The sequence below is a fragment of the Kluyvera sichuanensis genome, from assembly GCF_014218705.1.
Taxonomy (GTDB): domain Bacteria; phylum Pseudomonadota; class Gammaproteobacteria; order Enterobacterales; family Enterobacteriaceae; genus Kluyvera; species Kluyvera sichuanensis.
The window spans coordinates 1-17,680 of record NZ_JABBJF010000029.1 but is presented as its reverse complement, the minus strand read 5'-3'; the positions used below and the strand labels follow the sequence as shown (position 1 = coordinate 17,680).

General features: G+C 53.6%; 16 protein-coding genes and 3 tRNA genes. 9 read left to right on the top strand and 10 right to left on the bottom strand.

Going from position 1 to position 17,680, the window contains the following annotated elements; all coding sequences use genetic code 11:
* Positions 1–48 precede the first annotated feature (48 nt).
* Genes HII27_RS21765 through HII27_RS21755 form a run of 3 tightly spaced genes read right to left on the bottom strand, consistent with a single transcriptional unit; the run spans position 49 to position 1,372 of the window.
* Complete coding sequence (locus tag HII27_RS21765; protein ID WP_185669511.1) at positions 49–576, bottom strand: hypothetical protein; 528 nt, start codon at positions 574–576, stop codon at positions 49–51.
* Complete coding sequence (locus HII27_RS21760) at positions 573–917, bottom strand: DUF1294 domain-containing protein (protein WP_185669510.1); 345 nt, start codon at positions 915–917, stop codon at positions 573–575. Before HII27_RS21760 ends, HII27_RS21765 begins: the two co-directional genes overlap by 4 nt.
* Before the next feature lie 59 nt (positions 918–976).
* Positions 977–1,372, bottom strand: a complete 396-nt coding sequence (locus HII27_RS21755) for a VOC family protein (RefSeq protein WP_185669509.1) — start codon at positions 1,370–1,372, stop codon at positions 977–979.
* Positions 1,373–1,635: 263 nt separating this feature from the next.
* Between HII27_RS21755 and HII27_RS21750 the strand changes: the two genes are divergently transcribed.
* Positions 1,636–2,619: a DUF1852 domain-containing protein gene (locus tag HII27_RS21750; protein WP_185669508.1), complete on the top strand. Its 984-nt coding sequence runs from the start codon at positions 1,636–1,638 to the stop codon at positions 2,617–2,619.
* 26 nt (positions 2,620–2,645) lie between these two features.
* Positions 2,646–3,692, top strand: coding sequence for a methionine synthase (locus tag HII27_RS21745; RefSeq protein ID WP_185669507.1), 1,047 nt, complete (start codon positions 2,646–2,648; stop codon positions 3,690–3,692).
* A gap of 50 nt (positions 3,693–3,742) precedes the next feature.
* Here HII27_RS21745 and glk read toward each other — a convergent pair whose 3' ends face one another.
* Complete coding sequence (gene glk / locus HII27_RS21740) at positions 3,743–4,708, bottom strand: glucokinase (RefSeq protein ID WP_185669506.1); 966 nt, start codon at positions 4,706–4,708, stop codon at positions 3,743–3,745.
* A 246-nt stretch (positions 4,709–4,954) separates the two neighbouring features.
* On the opposite strand from glk, the gene HII27_RS21735 reads away from it, so the two are divergent.
* A complete protein-coding gene (locus HII27_RS21735) occupies positions 4,955–6,193 on the top strand; it encodes an ion channel protein (RefSeq protein WP_185669505.1) in 1,239 nt (412 codons plus the stop codon).
* On the opposite strand, the gene HII27_RS21730 is transcribed toward HII27_RS21735, so the two are convergent.
* On the bottom strand, positions 6,190–7,851 hold the full coding sequence (locus HII27_RS21730; protein ID WP_185669548.1) for an alpha-keto acid decarboxylase family protein: 1,662 nt from the start codon (positions 7,849–7,851) through the stop codon (positions 6,190–6,192). The two genes, HII27_RS21735 and HII27_RS21730, sit on opposite strands and share 4 nt — an antisense overlap.
* Before the next feature lie 170 nt (positions 7,852–8,021).
* Between HII27_RS21730 and mgrA the strand changes: the two genes are divergently transcribed.
* Both mgrA and HII27_RS21720 read left to right on the top strand, forming a co-directional pair.
* Positions 8,022–9,020, top strand: coding sequence for an L-glyceraldehyde 3-phosphate reductase (mgrA, locus tag HII27_RS21725; RefSeq protein WP_185669504.1), 999 nt, complete (start codon positions 8,022–8,024; stop codon positions 9,018–9,020).
* Positions 9,021–9,145: 125 nt separating this feature from the next.
* A complete protein-coding gene (locus tag HII27_RS21720; RefSeq protein ID WP_185669503.1) occupies positions 9,146–9,457 on the top strand; it encodes a DUF2502 domain-containing protein in 312 nt (103 codons plus the stop codon).
* A gap of 66 nt (positions 9,458–9,523) precedes the next feature.
* On the opposite strand, the gene HII27_RS21715 is transcribed toward HII27_RS21720, so the two are convergent.
* Positions 9,524–10,756: an Nramp family divalent metal transporter gene (locus HII27_RS21715; RefSeq protein ID WP_185669502.1), complete on the bottom strand. Its 1,233-nt coding sequence runs from the start codon at positions 10,754–10,756 to the stop codon at positions 9,524–9,526.
* A 335-nt stretch (positions 10,757–11,091) separates the two neighbouring features.
* On the opposite strand from HII27_RS21715, the gene HII27_RS21710 reads away from it, so the two are divergent.
* Positions 11,092–12,294 carry a NupC/NupG family nucleoside CNT transporter gene (locus HII27_RS21710; protein WP_185669501.1) on the top strand — a complete coding sequence of 401 codons (1,203 nt, stop codon included), beginning with the start codon at positions 11,092–11,094 and terminating at the stop codon, positions 12,292–12,294.
* 50 nt (positions 12,295–12,344) lie between these two features.
* Here HII27_RS21710 and HII27_RS21705 read toward each other — a convergent pair whose 3' ends face one another.
* The 3 genes from HII27_RS21705 to HII27_RS21695 form a co-directional block, all read right to left on the bottom strand.
* A complete protein-coding gene (locus HII27_RS21705) occupies positions 12,345–14,537 on the bottom strand; it encodes a bifunctional diguanylate cyclase/phosphodiesterase (protein WP_185669500.1) in 2,193 nt (730 codons plus the stop codon).
* A gap of 185 nt (positions 14,538–14,722) precedes the next feature.
* Positions 14,723–14,798 (bottom strand) — tRNA-Ala (locus tag HII27_RS21700).
* 39 nt (positions 14,799–14,837) lie between these two features.
* Positions 14,838–14,913, bottom strand: a tRNA-Ala gene (locus HII27_RS21695).
* A 216-nt stretch (positions 14,914–15,129) separates the two neighbouring features.
* Between HII27_RS21695 and HII27_RS21690 the strand changes: the two genes are divergently transcribed.
* Both HII27_RS21690 and HII27_RS21685 read left to right on the top strand, forming a co-directional pair.
* Entirely contained in the window at positions 15,130–15,486 is a 357-nt protein-coding gene (locus HII27_RS21690; RefSeq protein WP_185669499.1) for a YfeC-like transcriptional regulator, read from the top strand.
* A gap of 9 nt (positions 15,487–15,495) precedes the next feature.
* On the top strand, positions 15,496–15,900 hold the full coding sequence (locus HII27_RS21685) for a YfeC-like transcriptional regulator (RefSeq protein ID WP_185669498.1): 405 nt from the start codon (positions 15,496–15,498) through the stop codon (positions 15,898–15,900).
* Between the two features lie 41 nt (positions 15,901–15,941).
* Here the strand turns inward: HII27_RS21685 and gltX are convergent, their stop codons facing one another.
* Entirely contained in the window at positions 15,942–17,357 is a 1,416-nt protein-coding gene (gene gltX, locus HII27_RS21680) for a glutamate--tRNA ligase (RefSeq protein ID WP_185669497.1), read from the bottom strand.
* Between the two features lie 247 nt (positions 17,358–17,604).
* On the opposite strand from gltX, the gene HII27_RS21675 reads away from it, so the two are divergent.
* Positions 17,605–17,680: transfer RNA gene (locus HII27_RS21675), tRNA-Val, on the top strand.

Genomic DNA, 17,680 nt, shown 5'->3' with positions numbered 1-17,680 from the left:
GCCGGATAAAGTGTTTACGCAACCGTCCGGCAATTCGCCTCAGAAGCGCTATGCCAATTGATAGGGAAAGAGATGAACAACATTGCTGGCTAGCGGGAAGAGCCCCAGGCTTTCGGTTCGTTTTCGAGCCTCTTCCAGCGGCAGCCCGGCAATCGGTTCGCGCCCACCCCAGATAAGCAGGCCTTTGTTGGCATAGTCAGCCATGACTTCCACCGTTTTGCCGTTGTTAAGTGCGATCAGTAGCTTGTTCTCTTTCACCTGGTGCAGGGCACCATCAGCGCCGGCAATAAACAGCACAATACCGACGCCCGAAGTGGAATTATTTTCATGATGCGGGGAGATAATCACGCCATTCGATGCCACCGGCATGACGTTCAGCGTTGAAAACGCGGTCTCCGTCGAGGAGGCAGAGGGCATCCGCCCGCCCCAGATATGGATACCATCTGGAATTTCCGCCGGTAACGGCTGCTGGCTTTCTGCCAGTTCAAGCGTCTTGCCGTTATCGAACTCAACCACAACGCTGACGCCTTGCTGCAGCGTTAAACCGCCCTTCTGGTCAATGAGATAGAGGTTCATACCCCTCCCTTATTCAGCAGCAGATACACCGCGATCATCGCCGCGATGTTCACTATCACACTGATAATAAAATAGGTTTTAAACGGCTGTTTTTGCGTTTTATGGCGAAAAACCTGCTGCCCCACCAGCGCGCCAGGCCAACCGCCCACCACGCCAAACGTTAGCAGCGTGGCCTCCGGCACTCTACGCCAGCCCTGACGAGCCGCCAGTTTATCGGCACCGTAAATCACCAGCGTCAGAACATTAGCCAGCAGGAACCACGCCACAACCGGATAGGGGGTAAAAATGCTGGCAATAGCCACCAGCACCAGCAGTAAATAACAAAAGCGATTGAGATTCATCGTCGTCAGTACAAGGTTATTTAACGTATCAAACGCGTATTATACCCAAAAGGCCAGGGTTACTTGTTCTGATAAAGATCCCAGCGGTTACCGTAGAGGTCTTCGAAGACAACCACCGTGCCGTATTCTTCTTCTCGCGGTTCCTCGCAGAACGTGACACCTTTCGCCTTCATGGCGTGGTAATCACGCCAGAAATCATCGGTTTGCAGGAACAGAAACACCCGCCCACCGCACTGGTTACCGATAAAGCTCTCCTGCCGCTCGTTCGAGGCACGCGCCAGCAGCAAATTACAGTCGCTTTCCGGGTTTGGCGAGACCACCACCCACCGTTTTCCCGGCTGCGGCGTATCTTCAACCAGCGTAAAGCCCAGTTTGTCGGTGTAGTACTCAATGGCGCGGTCGTAATCATCGACCACAATAGCCACGTGCCCCATGCATCGTTTCTGCGTTCTCATTTTTGCTCCATCAGAGTGTCGTTACCCTTTTATCATAAATGAATTTTATTCACCTTCTCAGCATCCCCTGCTTCAGCACTATGAACTTCTCTCATGTTGCAATGAAATTAAGTCGCTTTCCCTCTTCCACCGCCTCTGGCATAAATTATCAACATTAACTTATCGGCAACATTAAGACTGCTGAATGAGCAAACCAGAGCACAAACTCTGGGTACCAGGACGTGATTTTAATTTTCATTTCAGCACTCGGGATGCAAGACGCGATGAACAAAGACTTTACCTTTACGATTAAAAGCAGCCGTTTCGACGAGAACTATAACCCGGCGGAAAATACGCGTATTACCACCAACTTCGCGAACCTGGCGCGTGGGGAAAATCGTCAGGAGAACCTGCGCAATACGCTGAAGATGATTGATAACCGCTTCAATACCTTAGCGCATTGGGATAACCCGAAAGGCGATCGCTATGCCGTTGAGCTGGAAATTATTTCCGTCGAAATGAATATCGATGCGGACGGGAAAACAAACGCCTTCCCGGCCATCGAAATTTTGAAAACGCATATTGTTGATAAGCAGACCAACGAGCGTATCGAAGGGATTGTCGGCAATAACTTCTCGTCCTACGTGCGGGATTATGACTTCAGCGTGCTGCTGTTAGAACATAATAAAAACCGTACAGAATTTAACATCCCGGATACCTTCGGCGACCTGCACGGCAATATCTTTAAGCTGTTTGCCCACTCCGCAGAGTACAAAGCGAACTTTAAAAAAGCGCCGGTCATCTGCCTGAGCGTGTCCAGCAAAGACATCTACCGCCGTACCGGTAACGAACATCCGGTGCTGGGGATTGAATATCAGCCGAGCAGCGCGTCGCTGACCGAGCAGTACTTCGGCAAGATGGGCCTGAAGGTGCGCTATTTCATGCCGAAAAACAGCGTCGCACCGCTGGCCTTCTTCTTCTCCGGTGACCTGCTGGCGGATTACACCAGCCTGGAGCTTATCAGCACCATCAGCACCATGGAGACGTTCCAGAAGATTTATCGCCCGGAAATTTACAATGCCAACTCAGCGGCAGGCCTGTGCTATCAGCCAGATCTGAACCAGCAGGATCACTCATTAACCAAAATTGTTTACGACCGCGAAGAGCGTAGCCGGTTAGCGATTGAGCAGGGCAAATTTACCGAAGAGCACTTTATTAAGCCTTACCAGAACATTCTTGAGCAATGGTCCGCAAGCTACGCTCTTTGATTAACGAAAAAACCAGGTTATCGACTATGAAAACATTGCTCCCTACCTCCACCGCCGGCAGCCTGCCAAAACCTTCTTGGCTGGCGCAGCCCGAGACGCTATGGTCTCCGTGGAAACTGCAGAACGACGAGTTAATTGAAGGGAAGAAGGATGCGCTGCGTCTTTCCCTGCAGGAACAGCTGCTGGCCGGTATCGATATCGTCAGCGACGGCGAGCAGACCCGCCAGCACTTCGTTACTACCTTTATTGAGCACCTGAGCGGCGTCGATTTTGAAAAACGCGAGATCGTGAAAATTCGTAATCGCTACGATGCCAGCGTACCGACGGTGGTGGGTGAAGTGGCGCGTCAGAAACCGGTCTTTGTTGAAGACGCACGCTACCTGCGTCAGCTCACTAAGCAGCCTATCAAGTGGGCGCTGCCGGGGCCAATGACCATGATTGATACGCTGTACGACAACCACTATAAAAGCCGCGAAAAGCTGGCGTGGGAATTTGCCAAAATCCTTAACCAGGAAGCCCGTGAATTAGAAGCCGCTGGTGTGGATATCATTCAGTTCGATGAACCGGCGTTTAACGTCTTCTTTGATGAGGTCAACGACTGGGGCATCGCCGCCTTAGAGCGCGCCGTTGAAGGGCTGAAATGCGAAACTGCGGTACATATCTGCTACGGCTACGGCATTAAAGCCAACACCGACTGGAAAAAGACGCTGGGTTCAGAGTGGCGTCAGTACGAAGAAGCGTTCCCGAAACTGCAGTCGTCGAATATCGATATTATCTCGCTGGAGTGCCATAACTCTCGCGTACCGATGGATCTGCTGGAGCTGATTCGCGGTAAAAAGGTAATGGTTGGGGCCATTGACGTGGCAAACCATGCGATTGAAACGCCTGAAGAAGTAGCCAACACGCTGCGAAAAGCCCTGCAGTTTGTCGATGCAGAGAACCTCTACCCGTCAACCAACTGCGGCATGGCGCCACTGCCTCGCCAGGTAGCACGTGGCAAGCTCAAGGCATTGAACGCGGGGGCCGAGATCATCCGTAAAGAGATTCTGGGCCGAAAACCGCCTCTGGCATAGAAATAAAAAAACCGCGATTAACGCGGTTTTTGGTCTTATAGGGCCGGGGATTACAGTACCTGGCCCAGCGTTTGACGCAGGTGCGCACCGGAACCCAGCAGCCCCGGATTGTCGTGGACAATCAGGTAGACCGGGATTGGGTGAACGTAATCTTTAAAGCGGCCCTTATCTTCAAACCCGCCGCGGAAGCCGGAGGCTTTGAAGAACTCGAGGAAGCGCGGCACGATGCCACCAGCGATATAGACGCCGCCAAAGGTGCCCAGGGTTAACGCCAGGTCGCCGCCAAAGCGGCCCATGATGACGCAGAACAGTGACAGCGCGCGGCGGCAGTCGGTGCAGGTATCAGCCAGCGCGCGTTCGGTAATATCCTTCGGCTTGTAGTTTTCCGGCACGCGGTTGTCGGACTTCACAATGGCCCGATAGAGGTTGATAAGGCCAGGGCCGGAGAGCACGCGCTCGGCGGAAACGTGGCCAATTTCTTCGCGCAGCACTTCAAGGATAATCCCCTCTTCTTCGCTGTTCGGCGCGAAGTCAACGTGGCCGCCTTCGCCCGGCAGGCTGACCCAGCGCTTGTCGACGTGAACCAGATGCGCCACGCCAAGGCCGGTGCCCGCGCCGTAAACGGCGATCGGTTTGCCTTCAACCGGCTCGGTGCCGCCGAACTGGATCAGATGTTCTTTTTTCAGCATCGGAATCGCCATGGAGACCGCGGTGAAGTCGTTGATAATTTCCAGATGCGAGAAACCGAGGTTTTTCTTCATTTCCGCAATGGAGAACTGCCAGGTGTGGTTGGTCATCGCCACCCAGTCACCGGTAATCGGGCAGGCAATCGCGATACAGCCGTCTTCGACCGACACGTTATGCTCGTCGAGATAGACGCGGACAACGGCTTCCAGGCTTGGATAATCCAGGCCGGAATAGGTTTTCGCCTGCGAAATTTCACCGCTGGCTAAATCGCACAATGCCAGACGCGCATTGGTGCCCCCAACATCACCCACTAAAGCAAACTTTGTCATTCCGTTACGGCTCCGCTAAAGTCAGAATAAATCTTTGTCACACTGTAAATTCAAGGCGCTTTCACGACAATGACGTTTGTGTGAGCACCCCAGGATTATCGATCCCGGTCACATTTTTTGCCTCATTCTTATCAGATGCAAAGGCCGGATGCGCTATCGCGCCGTATCGTTTCAGCATCATTTGCGCTGAACGTAAACGCCGGAAAATGCAAAGTAACCTCAGCATTCAGTCAAAAGGATAAAAACATGCTCCACCCGCGAGCCAGAACGATGTTGTTGCTCTCTATTCCCGCGGTGCTGATCGGTATCGCCTCGAGCCTGCTTTTAATTGTGGTGATGAAAATTGCCGCCGTGCTGCAACATCTGCTGTGGCGCAATCTGCCCGCGACGTTCGGCGTGGCCTTTGACTCCCCTTTTTGGATAATCCTGATGCTGACCCTGACCGGCATCGCCGTCGGTCTGGTCATTCGCTATAGCCCCGGTCATGCCGGGCCGGATCCGGCCAGCGAACCGTTAATTGGCGCGGCAGTTCCCCCTTCACATCTACCGGGGCTGGTCATTGCGTTAATTATCGGCCTGGCGGGCGGCGTTAGCCTCGGCCCTGAGCACCCGATTATGTCGGTGAACATCGCGCTGGCGGTTGCGCTGGGCGCACGCTTCTTCCCGCGTGTCAGCTCGCTGGACTGGACCATTCTCGCCGCAGCGGGCACCATCGGCGCACTGTTTGGCACTCCGGTTGCCGCCGCGCTGATTTTCACCCAGACGCTAACCAGCAATAACGAATCACCGCTGTGGGACCGCCTGTTTGCGCCGCTGCTGGCCGCCGCCGCCGGGGCATTAACCACCGGCGTATTCTTTCATCCGCAGTTTTCACTGCCGATTGAGCATTACCAGACGCTGCGCATCGTCGATATTTTCAGCGGGGCGATTGTCGCCGTCTTTGCTATCGCCGTCGGTATGGTCGCCGTCTGGTGCCTGCCGCATCTGCACGCGCTGATGCACCGATTAAAACATCCGGTCTTGATCCTCGGCGTCGGCGGTTTTGCGCTGGGGATTATCGGCACCGTTGGCGGGCCAATCACCCTGTTTAAAGGGCTGGATGAGATGCAGCGGCTAACAGTCGGGCAGAGTTTCGGTGCCGGTGACTATATGCTGTTTGCACTCAGCAAGCTGGCGGCGCTGGTCGTGGCTGCCGCCTGCGGCTTTCGAGGAGGGCGCATCTTCCCGGCGGTATTTGTCGCGGTGGCGCTGGGGCTGATGCTGCACGCGCACGTGGATGCCGTTCCGGCGGCGATTACCGTCTCCTGCGCTATTCTGGGGCTGGTGTTAGTGGTCACTCGCGATGCCTGGCTGAGCCTATTTATGGCTGCCGTGGTGGTGCCTGATACCACGCTGCTGCCGCTGCTTTGCATCGTGATGCTCCCCGCCTGGCTCCTGCTGGCGGGGAAACCCACAATGATGGTGCCGCGCAAACGTAAGGATTAATGGCTGTTGTTACGCGCCTCTAGCGCCTGGGTGACCGCTTTTAACAGCGGCGGAATATCCATTTTCGGCAGCATCACCTCAAGCAGGGTCAGCCTGTCCCGGTGGGCGGCGCGCGCCAGCGCGTCGCTAAGCTGCGAGACGTTGCTCACTTTCCAGCATTCGGCCTGGCAATCCAGGTTGAGTGCCTGCGGCAGCTGGGTCCAGTTCCATAGGCTGATATCGTTATAGCGCTCTTCCGGGCCATGAATCGCCCGTTCGACCGTGTAGCCTTCATTATTCAGCAGCAGAATCAACGGCTTCAGCCCATCGCGCAGCATTGAGCTGAGCTCCTGAATCGTCAGCTGCGCGGCCCCGTCACCCACCACCAGCACCACGCGCCGCTCCGGCTGCGAGGTTTGCGCGCCAAACGCGGCTGGCAGCGTGTAGCCAATCGATCCCCACAGCGGCTGCACGATCAGGCTGGCCCCCTGCGGGAGCGTCAGGTCAGCAAGCCCGAATGCCGCCGTCCCCTGGTCACCCAGTATAATATCGTGCGGCATCAGATATTTATCCAGAGTTTGCCAGAAATGGCGCTGGGTTAGCTGACCGGTATCCGCCGCCGTCGTTTTCTGCGCCCGAGGGGGCTGAATTTGCCACTGCGCGGAAAAGTCACGGCTCAGCGCAATAAGCGCATTCACCGCCTCCTGCATGCCTATCCCGCTAAACCAGCGTTTCCCTACCCGCGCGGCAAAAGGCTGGATTTCAATCGATTTTTCTGCCGGAATCTGGTGGGTAAAGCCCGCCGTGATCGTGTCGGTAAAACAGGTGCCGATGCAAAAAATAACCTCCGCATCTTCTATTGCGGCTCGCGTTTCCGGCTGGCTGGCTCCACCGCTGTAAGTGCCCACAAACCCAGCATGCGTCTCATTAAATAGCCCTTTGCCCATCAGCATGGTCGCGTGAGGGATCGGTAGCGCATCCATCCATTTGTTTAGCGTCGATTGCAGACCAAAGCGTAGGGCAAGCACATCGGCCAGCAGCGAGACACGGCTGCGGTCATTCAACAACGCGCGGGCGTGCGAAACAAAATCGGTCAGTTCAGTCGAGTCAACCGGCGTAGGTTTTGCCGTGAGAGCGTTTACAGGAGGAGAGGTTGGCAGCGCGGCGACATCCGCAGGCAACAGCAGATAGCCAGGACGGCTGTAGTGCAGAATATCGCGCAGCACGCGGTCAATTTCATCGCGGGCGTTAGCGGCATCCAGCACGCCCTGCGCTACCGAGATAGGCGCGCTCATCTGGCGAAAACGATCGAAATTGCCATCACCCAACGTGTGGTGTAAACACTCACGTCGCTGCTGAGCACCGGTACAGGGGGCACCGACAATATGCAGCACCGGAACGTGTTCAGCAAAGCTCCCTGCAACCCCGTTCAGCGCACTCAGTTCACCGACGCCGAAGGTGGTGAGCAGCGCGCCGCAGCCCTGCATCCGCGCGTAACCATCGGCGGCATAGGCGGCGTTGAGTTCGTTCGCGCAGCCGACCCAGCGAATCTGTCGGTGCGCGATAACATGGTCGAGGAACTGGAGGTTGTAGTCTCCGGGGACGCCAAACAGGTGGTCAACACCACAGTCGGCGAGGCGGTCAAGCAGATAATCTGCCACGGTATAGGACGTTGTCATCATGCACCTCCTCCAGTCAGTATTCTTTGAGTATTGAGGAAGTGTTAAGGCTGTCCAGATTTCGTCAAAAAGTCCCCTGGAAAGCAATTTTTACAGATTTCAGGAGTGTACGAGTCGGTGGACATTCGCTAGTGTAAGCGTATACACAACCGGATAATCTGGAGGACACAATGGTTTACAAGGCAAGCCCGACGCGTTACGAGACCATGACGTTTCAGCGCTGCGGCAATAGCGGCCTCAAGCTGCCGGCCGTTTCGCTGGGGCTGTGGCACAACTTTGGCGATGAAACGCGAGTAGAAAACAGCCGCCAACTGCTGCAACACGCGTTCGACCTTGGGATCACCCATTTCGACTTAGCTAACAACTACGGGCCGCCTCCAGGCTCTGCTGAAAGCAACTTTGGCCGCATCCTGCGGGAAAATTTCCTGCCTTACCGCGATGAGCTGATTATCTCCAGCAAAGCCGGTTATACCATGTGGGACGGGCCGTATGGCGACTGGGGTTCACGTAAATATCTGATTTCAAGCCTCGATCAGAGTCTGAAGCGGATGGGGCTTGAGTACGTCGATATTTTCTATCACCACCGCCCGGACCCGGAAACGCCGCTGCAGGAAACCATGCGTGCGTTGGATCATATCGTTCGTCAGGGAAAGGCACTGTACATCGGGCTTTCCAACTACCCAGCCGAACTGGCAAGTCAGGCTATTGCGATGCTGAACGACCTCGGTACACCGTGTCTTATTCACCAGCCGAAGTATTCAATGCTTGAGCGAAGCCCTGAAAATGGCCTGCTTCAGGTACTCCAGCAGGAAGGCGTCGGCTGTATCGCCTTTTCACCGTTAGCGGGCGGGCAACTGACCGATCGTTACCTGCACGGCATTCCGGCAGACTCCCGTGCCGCTAGCGGCAGCATCTTCCTGAAGCCAGAGCAGTTGACCGACGGCAAGCTGGAAGCCGTACGCCAACTTAACGCTATCGCAGAGCAGCGTGGTCAGAAGCTATCACAGATGGCGCTGGCGTGGGTTTTACGCCAACAGGCGGTGACGTCGGTGTTGATTGGTGCCAGCAAAACCGCGCAGCTTGATGATGCAGTGGGCATGCTGAGCAATCGGCATTTCAGCGCTGAGGAAAGCGAAACCATCGATAGTATTCTGCGCAGTATAAAATAACGGCGACTTTAGCAAAAAGTGCTCTCTCCTGACGATTTAAGAGTTACCCCAATAATCGCGGTATTTACCGAATTGTAATATTGCGTTAACAGGCCTTACAGGCCACGATCGTATAGGAGAGAAGTATGTTCAGGTCACTGATTCTGGCGGCAGTGTTGATGGCATCGGCCCCGATGTTCGCGAATGCTGGTGAAATCACCCTGCTGCCATCCGTAAAATTACAAATTGGCGATCGCGATAATTACGGTAATTACTGGGACGGCGGTCGCTGGCGCGATCGTGATTACTGGCATCGTAACTGGTATCACCGCGATAACGGCTGGCACCGCGGTTGGGATAACCGCAAAGCCTATGAGCGCGGCTATCGTGAAGGCTGGAGCGACCGCGACGATCATCGTGGGCGCGGTCGTGGCCATGGACACGGGCATCATCACTGATACTTTCCCGGAGTCGCTGCGCTCGTCCGGGCTACACATCAAAAGTAGCCCGGACAAGCGGGTTTATTACATCAACGTTCCCAGCAGCAGCCACCCATTCAGCGCTACCACAATCGCCACAATCACCCAGCCAATCCGTTTAATCCACAGCGTGTTGACCAGTTCGCCCATCAACTGACGATTGCTGGTGAAAATCAGCAACGGCACCAGCGCCAGCGCGATGCCGAAGCTTAGCAGCACCTGGCTCATCACCAGAATACGCGTTGGGTCGAGCCCCATCAGAATCACAATAAATGACGGCAGCATCGTCACCGCACGACGGAACCACAGCGGAATGTGGAAGCGAATAAAGCCCTGCATCACCACCTGACCTGCCAGCGTTCCAACCACCGTGGAGGAGAGCCCCGCCGCCACCAGACTCAGGCCGAAGATAGTTGCTGCCGCATGGCTCAGCAACGGTTCGAGGGTGAGATACGCCTCATCAAGGTCGGCAATGCCGGTGTGACCGTGGAAGTGGAACGCCGCTGCCGCCGTCGCCATCATCGCCAGGTTAACAAAACCGGCAATGGTCATGGCGATCGCCACATCCCAGCGCGTGGCGTGATAGCGCTCTTTGGCGCTACCGCCATGCAGATGCTGAGTCAGAGATGAGTGCAGATAAATAACGTGCGGCATGATAGTCGCACCCAGCACGCCCGCCGCGAGGAACACCGCCTCGGAGTTAGGCAGCGACGGAATAATCATCCCTTTCGCGAGCGGTGCCATCTGTGGCTGGGAAAAAACCAGCTCAACGATATAGGCCGCCGCCACAAATAGCAGCAGGCCGCCAATCACCTTTTCCAGCGGCTTTTGCCCACGGCGCTGCAGCATCAGAATCAGGTAGGTGGCAACCCCCGTCAGCACCGCACCTTGCAGCAGCGAAACGCCGAGAATCAGCTTAAAGCCGATTGCTGCACCGATAAATTCTGCCAGATCGGTTGCCATAGCGATGATTTCCGCCTGCACCCAGTAAAACCAGACCACCGGGCGCGGATAATGGTCGCGAATCTGCTCCGCCAGGTTTTTCCCCGTGGCAATGCCGAGCTTCGCGGACAGCACCTGAATCAGCATCGCCATCAGGTTCGCCCAGACGACAACCCACAACAACTGATAGCCGAAGCTCGCCCCTGCCTGAATGTTGGTGGCAAAGTTGCCGGGATCGATATAGCCGATGGCAGCAATAAATGCGGGCCCCATCAGCGCTAGCCGCATACGGCGCGCTGCACGACCGGTGTTACTCTCAACGCGACTGTTTGTCATGGTCTGCCTCAAAAACATAGCCTTTGCTATGTTTCAGGCTAACAGAATGCGAATGATTATCAAGTTCATTTGTAAAAGATGATAATGATTGCTCTGATAGCCGGAATCAATCGCCAGACTGGAGGTTGCGGGGGTTTGGTGTACGCTTAAGATGAGAGTAGTACAACAAGGGAACTTTTCATACATTTACTTAACATCACAAAAATGTATCTTTGATCACTAATTTTGAGTTTGCTCACAGGAACTAAATATAGTGGGATGGAGATCTCGTTTTATTTAATGATGTTACATAGAATGTGCAAGAAAATTTAACCCGTCTCATGTTTGGAGCAAATATGGACCGCGTCTTGCATTTTGTTCTCGCGCTCGTTGTGGTAGGGATCCTGGCCTTGCTGGTCAGCACCAACCGCAAACAGATTCGCATTCGTTATGTTATTCAATTACTTGTCATTGAAGTTTTACTGGCATGGTTCTTCCTGAACTCTGACATTGGTCTGGGCTTCGTACGCGGCTTTGCCGAAATGTTCGAAAAACTGCTTGGTTTTGCGAACAACGGGACCGACTTCGTCTTCGGCAGCATGAACGATAAAGGTCTGGCCTTCTTCTTCCTGAAGGTGCTCTGCCCTATCGTCTTCATCTCCGCGCTGATCGGTATTCTGCAGCATATCCGTATTCTGCCGATTATCATTCGTGCGATTGGTACTGTGCTGTCTAAAATCAACGGCATGGGTAAACTGGAATCTTTCAACGCCGTCAGCTCCCTGATTCTGGGCCAGTCTGAAAACTTCATCGCTTATAAAGATATCCTCGGCAAAATGTCCCGTAACCGCATGTACACCATGTCGGCCACGGCGATGTCTACCGTTTCCATGTCTATCGTGGGCGCCTACATGACCATGCTGGAGCCGAAGTTCGTTGTTGCGGCGCTGGTACTGAACATGTTCAGCACCTTTATCGTTCTGTCGCTGATCAACCCGTACCGCGTGGATGCTAGCGAAGAGAACATTCAGATGTCTAACCTGCACGAAGGACAGAGCTTCTTCGAAATGCTGGGTGAATACATTCTGGCAGGCTTCAAAGTTGCGATTATCGTTGCGGCAATGCTGATTGGCTTTATCGCCCTGATCGCCGCGCTGAACGCCCTGTTCGCGACCGTTACCGGTTGGTTCGGCTACAGCATCTCCTTCCAGGGCATTCTGGGTTATATCTTCTATCCTGTTGCATGGGTTATGGGTGTACCGGCAAGCGAATCCCTGCAGGTGGGTAGTATCATGGCGACCAAACTGGTTTCTAACGAATTCGTTGCCATGATGGATCTGCAGAAAGTCGCCGCTGAACTCTCCCCGCGTGCGGTCGGCATCATCTCCGTATTCCTGGTTTCCTTCGCTAACTTCTCTTCTATCGGTATCATCGCTGGCGCGATTAAAGGCCTGAACGAAGAGCAGGGTAACGTGGTTTCCCGCTTCGGTCTGAAGCTGGTGTACGGTTCTACGCTGGTGAGCGTCCTGTCCGCTTCTATCGCGGCACTGGTTCTGTAATCTACCCGCATTAAAAAAGGGCCTGTAACGTTGTTACAGGCCCTTTTTATTTATGACTCGGTCTGGTAGCCAATATCGCAAAGCGGTCTTGGCTTATCAATGAGATACCCCTGCATATAGTCCACACCTAGCTCCATTAGCAGCGCCTGCTGCGCCTCGGTCTCGACATATTCCGCCACAACCTCCAGATCCTGCATCTCCGCCAGTTCGCAGATGGAACGAATAATCATCGCATCCATTGGGTTAGTGAGCACGTCACGCACAAACGCGCCGTCAATCTTGATGATATCGGCCTCAAGACGCTTCAGGCGCTCATAGTTGGCGTAGCCGGTGCCGAAGTCATCAATCGCAATCTGGCAGCCGAACTCCCGTAATCTATTGAGATTCTGAATGCTGATATCCGAGTTCGAAAACGCCTGCTCTTCGGTAATTTCAATAATGATGCGCTGAACCTTAACCCGATAGCGTCGGAACAGCGCGATGATTTCGGCAGCACTCTCTTTGTGCATCAACGTATAGGGCATCAGGTTGACGGAAAAACGCTGCCCTGGAAACGCCGGCAGCGAGCGGAACAGGTTTTCCAACACCTGCATGTCGAAGCGTTTGCTCAGGTTGAACTGCGTCAGGATGGGGATAAATTTATCCGGCATCACCATGCCGTTAGCATCCACCAATCGGCTGAGGATTTCATAGTACCCTTCACCCGATGGCTTCCTGATAGGCTGCGCGTAGAGGACAAAGTTTCCCCACTCCAGCGCGCTTTTAATGCGGTTGAGGAGCACAACGCGGTCGCCGGTTTCGTCAAAAGCCTCCACCTGACCGTTATCCAATTGCAAGATCTGGCTCTCTTCACCTGCCTGCTCTGCCAACCAACTGAGCTGCCCAAGCGTATGGTAGAGATTATCGTCCTGCGTACGCACCCTGCCCCACGAGATGCCATATTCCAGCGTTAAGAGCGTGTTGTTCCAGCGAATATCCTGGCGCAGCAGGAAATCCACCAGATGGTTGAGCCGCCCTTCGGTGTCTGGTCCATTTAACACCAGCAGCAGTTCATTGCCCGGCAACTGGAACAGCTTCTCATTGCTGTCGAGCTTAGGCTGCAGCACCTGGGTGATGCTGCGCTTGCACTGGATACGCATCATCATGCCGTAGTGACGGCTTAGGAAGTCCAGGTTCTTAATGTGCAGGCAACAGACGCTGGTTACGCCAGGCACTTTCATATAATCCTCTAGCGCGCGCAGGTTAGGCAGCCCGGTCAACGGGTCAATCAATGCTTGCTCGTGCCACTTCTGCTTGAGATGTTTACTGCGATGGTAAATTTGCAGCATGTATTGCAGACAGACGGTAAACGAGATCAGCGCCGACAGGATAAATGAGAGCGAGTATTGGGTTTGGATACCGTGCAGGAAGTTTTTGTTGTACATCACCAGCATAAAGGCGGACAGCGTCCAGCTCATAACGATCAACGGATACGACAGCTGGCTGATACCGAAGGCGAAAAAGATAAAGATAATGGGGACGAGATAACCAGCAAAATAGCGCTCACCGAACGGTGCACAGAGGAAAAACAGCATGCAAATCAACGCGAGGAACCAGGAGATAACGAAGCATTTTCCCCTTAGCCCCGTATAGCCCGCAATGTTTTTACGCCAGAATACTCTTGCATAGTGGGTATTCAGGCACATCCGTATTGGATAATAGAATAGTTTAGTAAATATTAAGGATGCACAAACCAGCCCCTGAATATCAACAATCGCATAAATAACGGAGGTTATATTAAAATAGCTAAACATTACGGCGGGAACAATAGTCACCTCGCCCACTAAATACATCATAACCTTAGCTAATATCGGCGTCGCAAAACCAAACCAAAAAATACGTAAGCCAATATGATGAATAGCTAATCCATGACGCCAACGCCGCCCCAAAATGGAATATAGAATAAGGCTGGAAATACAGACTGCGGTTAACTGACAGAACAACAATATTAATGAATCAAAAGGTGAAAGGTGCAGCTGCCAGTAGTTGGTGGCGATAAAGCCTAGCGCCAGAGGCAGCACAGCATGGCGGCCAAACAGCATCATCAGCGCAATCATTACACTCAGCGGCAACCATGCCAGATATACAGAGTGACCATCATAAAATGCGGTCGGAGAGATATATCGAGAAACAGGAATCATCACCAGGCTAATAACCAATGCCAGGATGAATTTCCTTATAGGGGTACTCCGTTGCACAGTCATGCGTATCTGCCGATATCCTTTATCGTACGTAGAGTGACTGCTCAAATATTATTGGTAGTTATTATTCGAAGCAAACCGAGTTGAGTAAATCCTGATCTACGCATGCCTTTTATAATATAAACGCTGTTTTTTTGTTCACATCCACAAAGCAAAAAACCCCCGCCATAGGCGGGGGTTTCGAATTTTGGTGGAGCTAAGCGGGATCGAACCGCTGACCTCTTGCATGCCATGCAAGCGCTCTCCCAGCTGAGCTATAGCCCCACATTTTCTTTACGTTCCAAACCTGATGGGAGCAGGATTTGGTGGAGCTAAGCGGGATCGAACCGCTGACCTCTTGCATGCCATGCAAGCGCTCTCCCAGCTGAGCTATAGCCCCAACGTAAAGCTGTCGTGTTGACGGGCGGCATAATATGAATTCCCTAACACAGTGTCAACGGCAAAATAGGCGAAATAGTTCTAATCGCTGAAAAAGCAGGCAAACGCGCCATATTGCTCGCCTCCTCGCAGGTTGGAGTTAAACCTGTCACGTTTTCTCATAAAACGATGCTATAACATGGACATGTAATTCCCACACTGCGACTCAGGAAATTGTATGCTCAAGGAACGAATGACGCCGGAGGAGATTGCTCATCTGACGGGATACAGCCGACAAACCATCAACAAATGGGTGCGTAAAGAGGGCTGGAAAACGTCACCCCGTCCCGGCGTTCAGGGAGGAAAAGCCCGTCTGGTACACGTTAACGACGAAGTCATGGAATTCATCCATAGCGCCCAGCGCGCCTCTGAGTCTTCGGCTCCCTATGCGGTGAACGGTAGCGACAATCCTTTCCACACGCTGCTGCTGACACTGGTTGATGAAATGACCGAGGCCGAGCAGAAACAGCTCACGTCACTGCTGCTACGCGAAGGCATTAGCGGTTTATTGCAACGTTTAGGAATTCGCGGTTAAGCACGGTCTATGAAAAAACTTCCCGCAAAAATGTCCACGGAAGAGCTGGCTGAGATGCTGGGGATGACCCGGCAGACCATCAACCGTTGGATTCGTGAAAAAAACTGGCACACCGAACCGATGCCGGGCATTAAAGGCGGCCGCGCACGGCTTATCTTTATTACCGATGAGGTGATGGATTTTCTGGTGAATACGCCGGCTTTCCGCCAGTTGCCAAACGACAATCAAATTGATGAACCCGCAGGCAGCTACACCGCACATGCTTCAGATGCGGTCTGGCGGCAAATTAGCGACGTATTGCAGAACAACATGACGCCGCTGGAACAAGAGCGCTTATGTCGGCTTTTGGCCCGTGAAGGTATTTGCGGTTTTCTGGCGCGACTTGGGCTGGGCGACCAGAACGATAAGGTATAAAAAAAGCGGGTTTCCCCGCTTTTTTCACATCTGAACGCCGATTACTGCTGGCTCTCACGCTCAGCGATAAACGCCAGCGCCTTGTTGATGCGCTCGATGCTACGGGATTTACCGATCGCATGAACGGTCACGTCCAGGCCAGGTGACTGCCCTGCTCCGGTCACCGCAACGCGCAGCGGCATACCCACTTTGCCCATGCCCACTTCCAGCTCATCGGCGGTTGCCTGAATCGCGTGGTGAACATTTTCAGCGGTCCAGTCGGTGATGGCGGAGATTTTGTCACGTACCACTTCCAGCGGCTGACGCGCAACCGGACGCAGGTGTTTCTTCGCAGCGTCCGCATCGAATTCAGCGAAATCTTCGTAGAAGTAACGGCAGCTCTGCGCCATCTCTTTCAGCGTTTTGCAGCGCTCGCCCAGCAGTTTCACCAGCTCGCTCAACTGCGGACCCACGCGAGTATCAATATTTTCCTGCTCAATGTGCCACTGCAGGTGCGTCGCCACGTATTCCGGCGCCATCGTATTGATATAGTGGTGGTTCAGCCACTGCAGTTTGTCAGTGTTGAACGCACTAGCGGACTTGCTGACCGCACCCAGAGAGAAGAACTCGATCATCTCTTCACGGGTGAAGATCTCCTGGTCGCCGTGGGACCAGCCCAGACGCACCAGATAGTTCAGCAGCGCTTCCGGCAGGTAGCCATCATCGCGATACTGCATGACGCTGACCGCACCGTGACGTTTGGACAGCTTTTTGCCGTCGTCGCCGTTGATCATCGACACGTGCGCGTAAACCGGCACCGGCGCGTTCAGCGCTTTCAGGATGTTAATCTGACGCGGGGTGTTGTTGATATGGTCTTCACCGCGAACAACGTGGGTGATTTCCATATCCCAGTCATCAACAACCACGCAGAAGTTGTAGGTTGGGGAACCGTCGGTACGGCGGATGATCAGATCGTCCAGTTCCTGGTTGCTGAATTCAATTGGCCCACGGATCTGGTCGTCAAAAATAACGGAACCTTCCTGCGGGTTAGCAAAACGCACTACGCACGGCTCATCGTCAGCATGATGTTCGTGACCGTGGCGGCAGCGACCGTCGTAACGCGGCTTCTCACCGTTGGCCATCTGCTCTTCGCGCAGCGCTTCCAGACGCTCTTTGGAGCAGTAGCATTTATATGCCGTACCTGCTTCCAGCATTTCATCAATTACCGCGTTGTAGCGATCGAAACGTTTGGTCTGATAGTACGGGCCTTCATCCCACTCCAGATTCAGCCAGTTCATACCATCCATGATGGCTTCAATGGCTTCCGGCGTTGAGCGCTCGAGATCGGTGTCTTCAATACGCAGCACAAACTCACCTTTATGGTGACGTGCGAAAAGCCAGGAATAAAGAGCAGTACGAGCACCGCCGACGTGCAGATAGCCAGTCGGGCTAGGCGCGAAGCGAGTTTTGATTTTCATGAAATGGCCTTACGTTTATAAACATGCCGACAACCGGCAAATCCTGGAAATAGAAGTGGGCAATATTCTATCACTCCCACTCGGTTGTTCCCACCGCAAGCGTGTGGTTTGCATTTTTTGCATAGAATTCATACACCATAGCGTGTTTTGCGATCACATCGTCTAATTTTACGACGAACAGATAAATTATTTATAAAAGGCGTTGACTCATTTTCAACTCTCCCTATAATGCGACTCCACACAGCGGGGGTGATTAGCTCAGCTGGGAGAGCACCTCCCTTACAAGGAGGGGGTCGGCGGTTCGATCCCGTCATCACCCACCA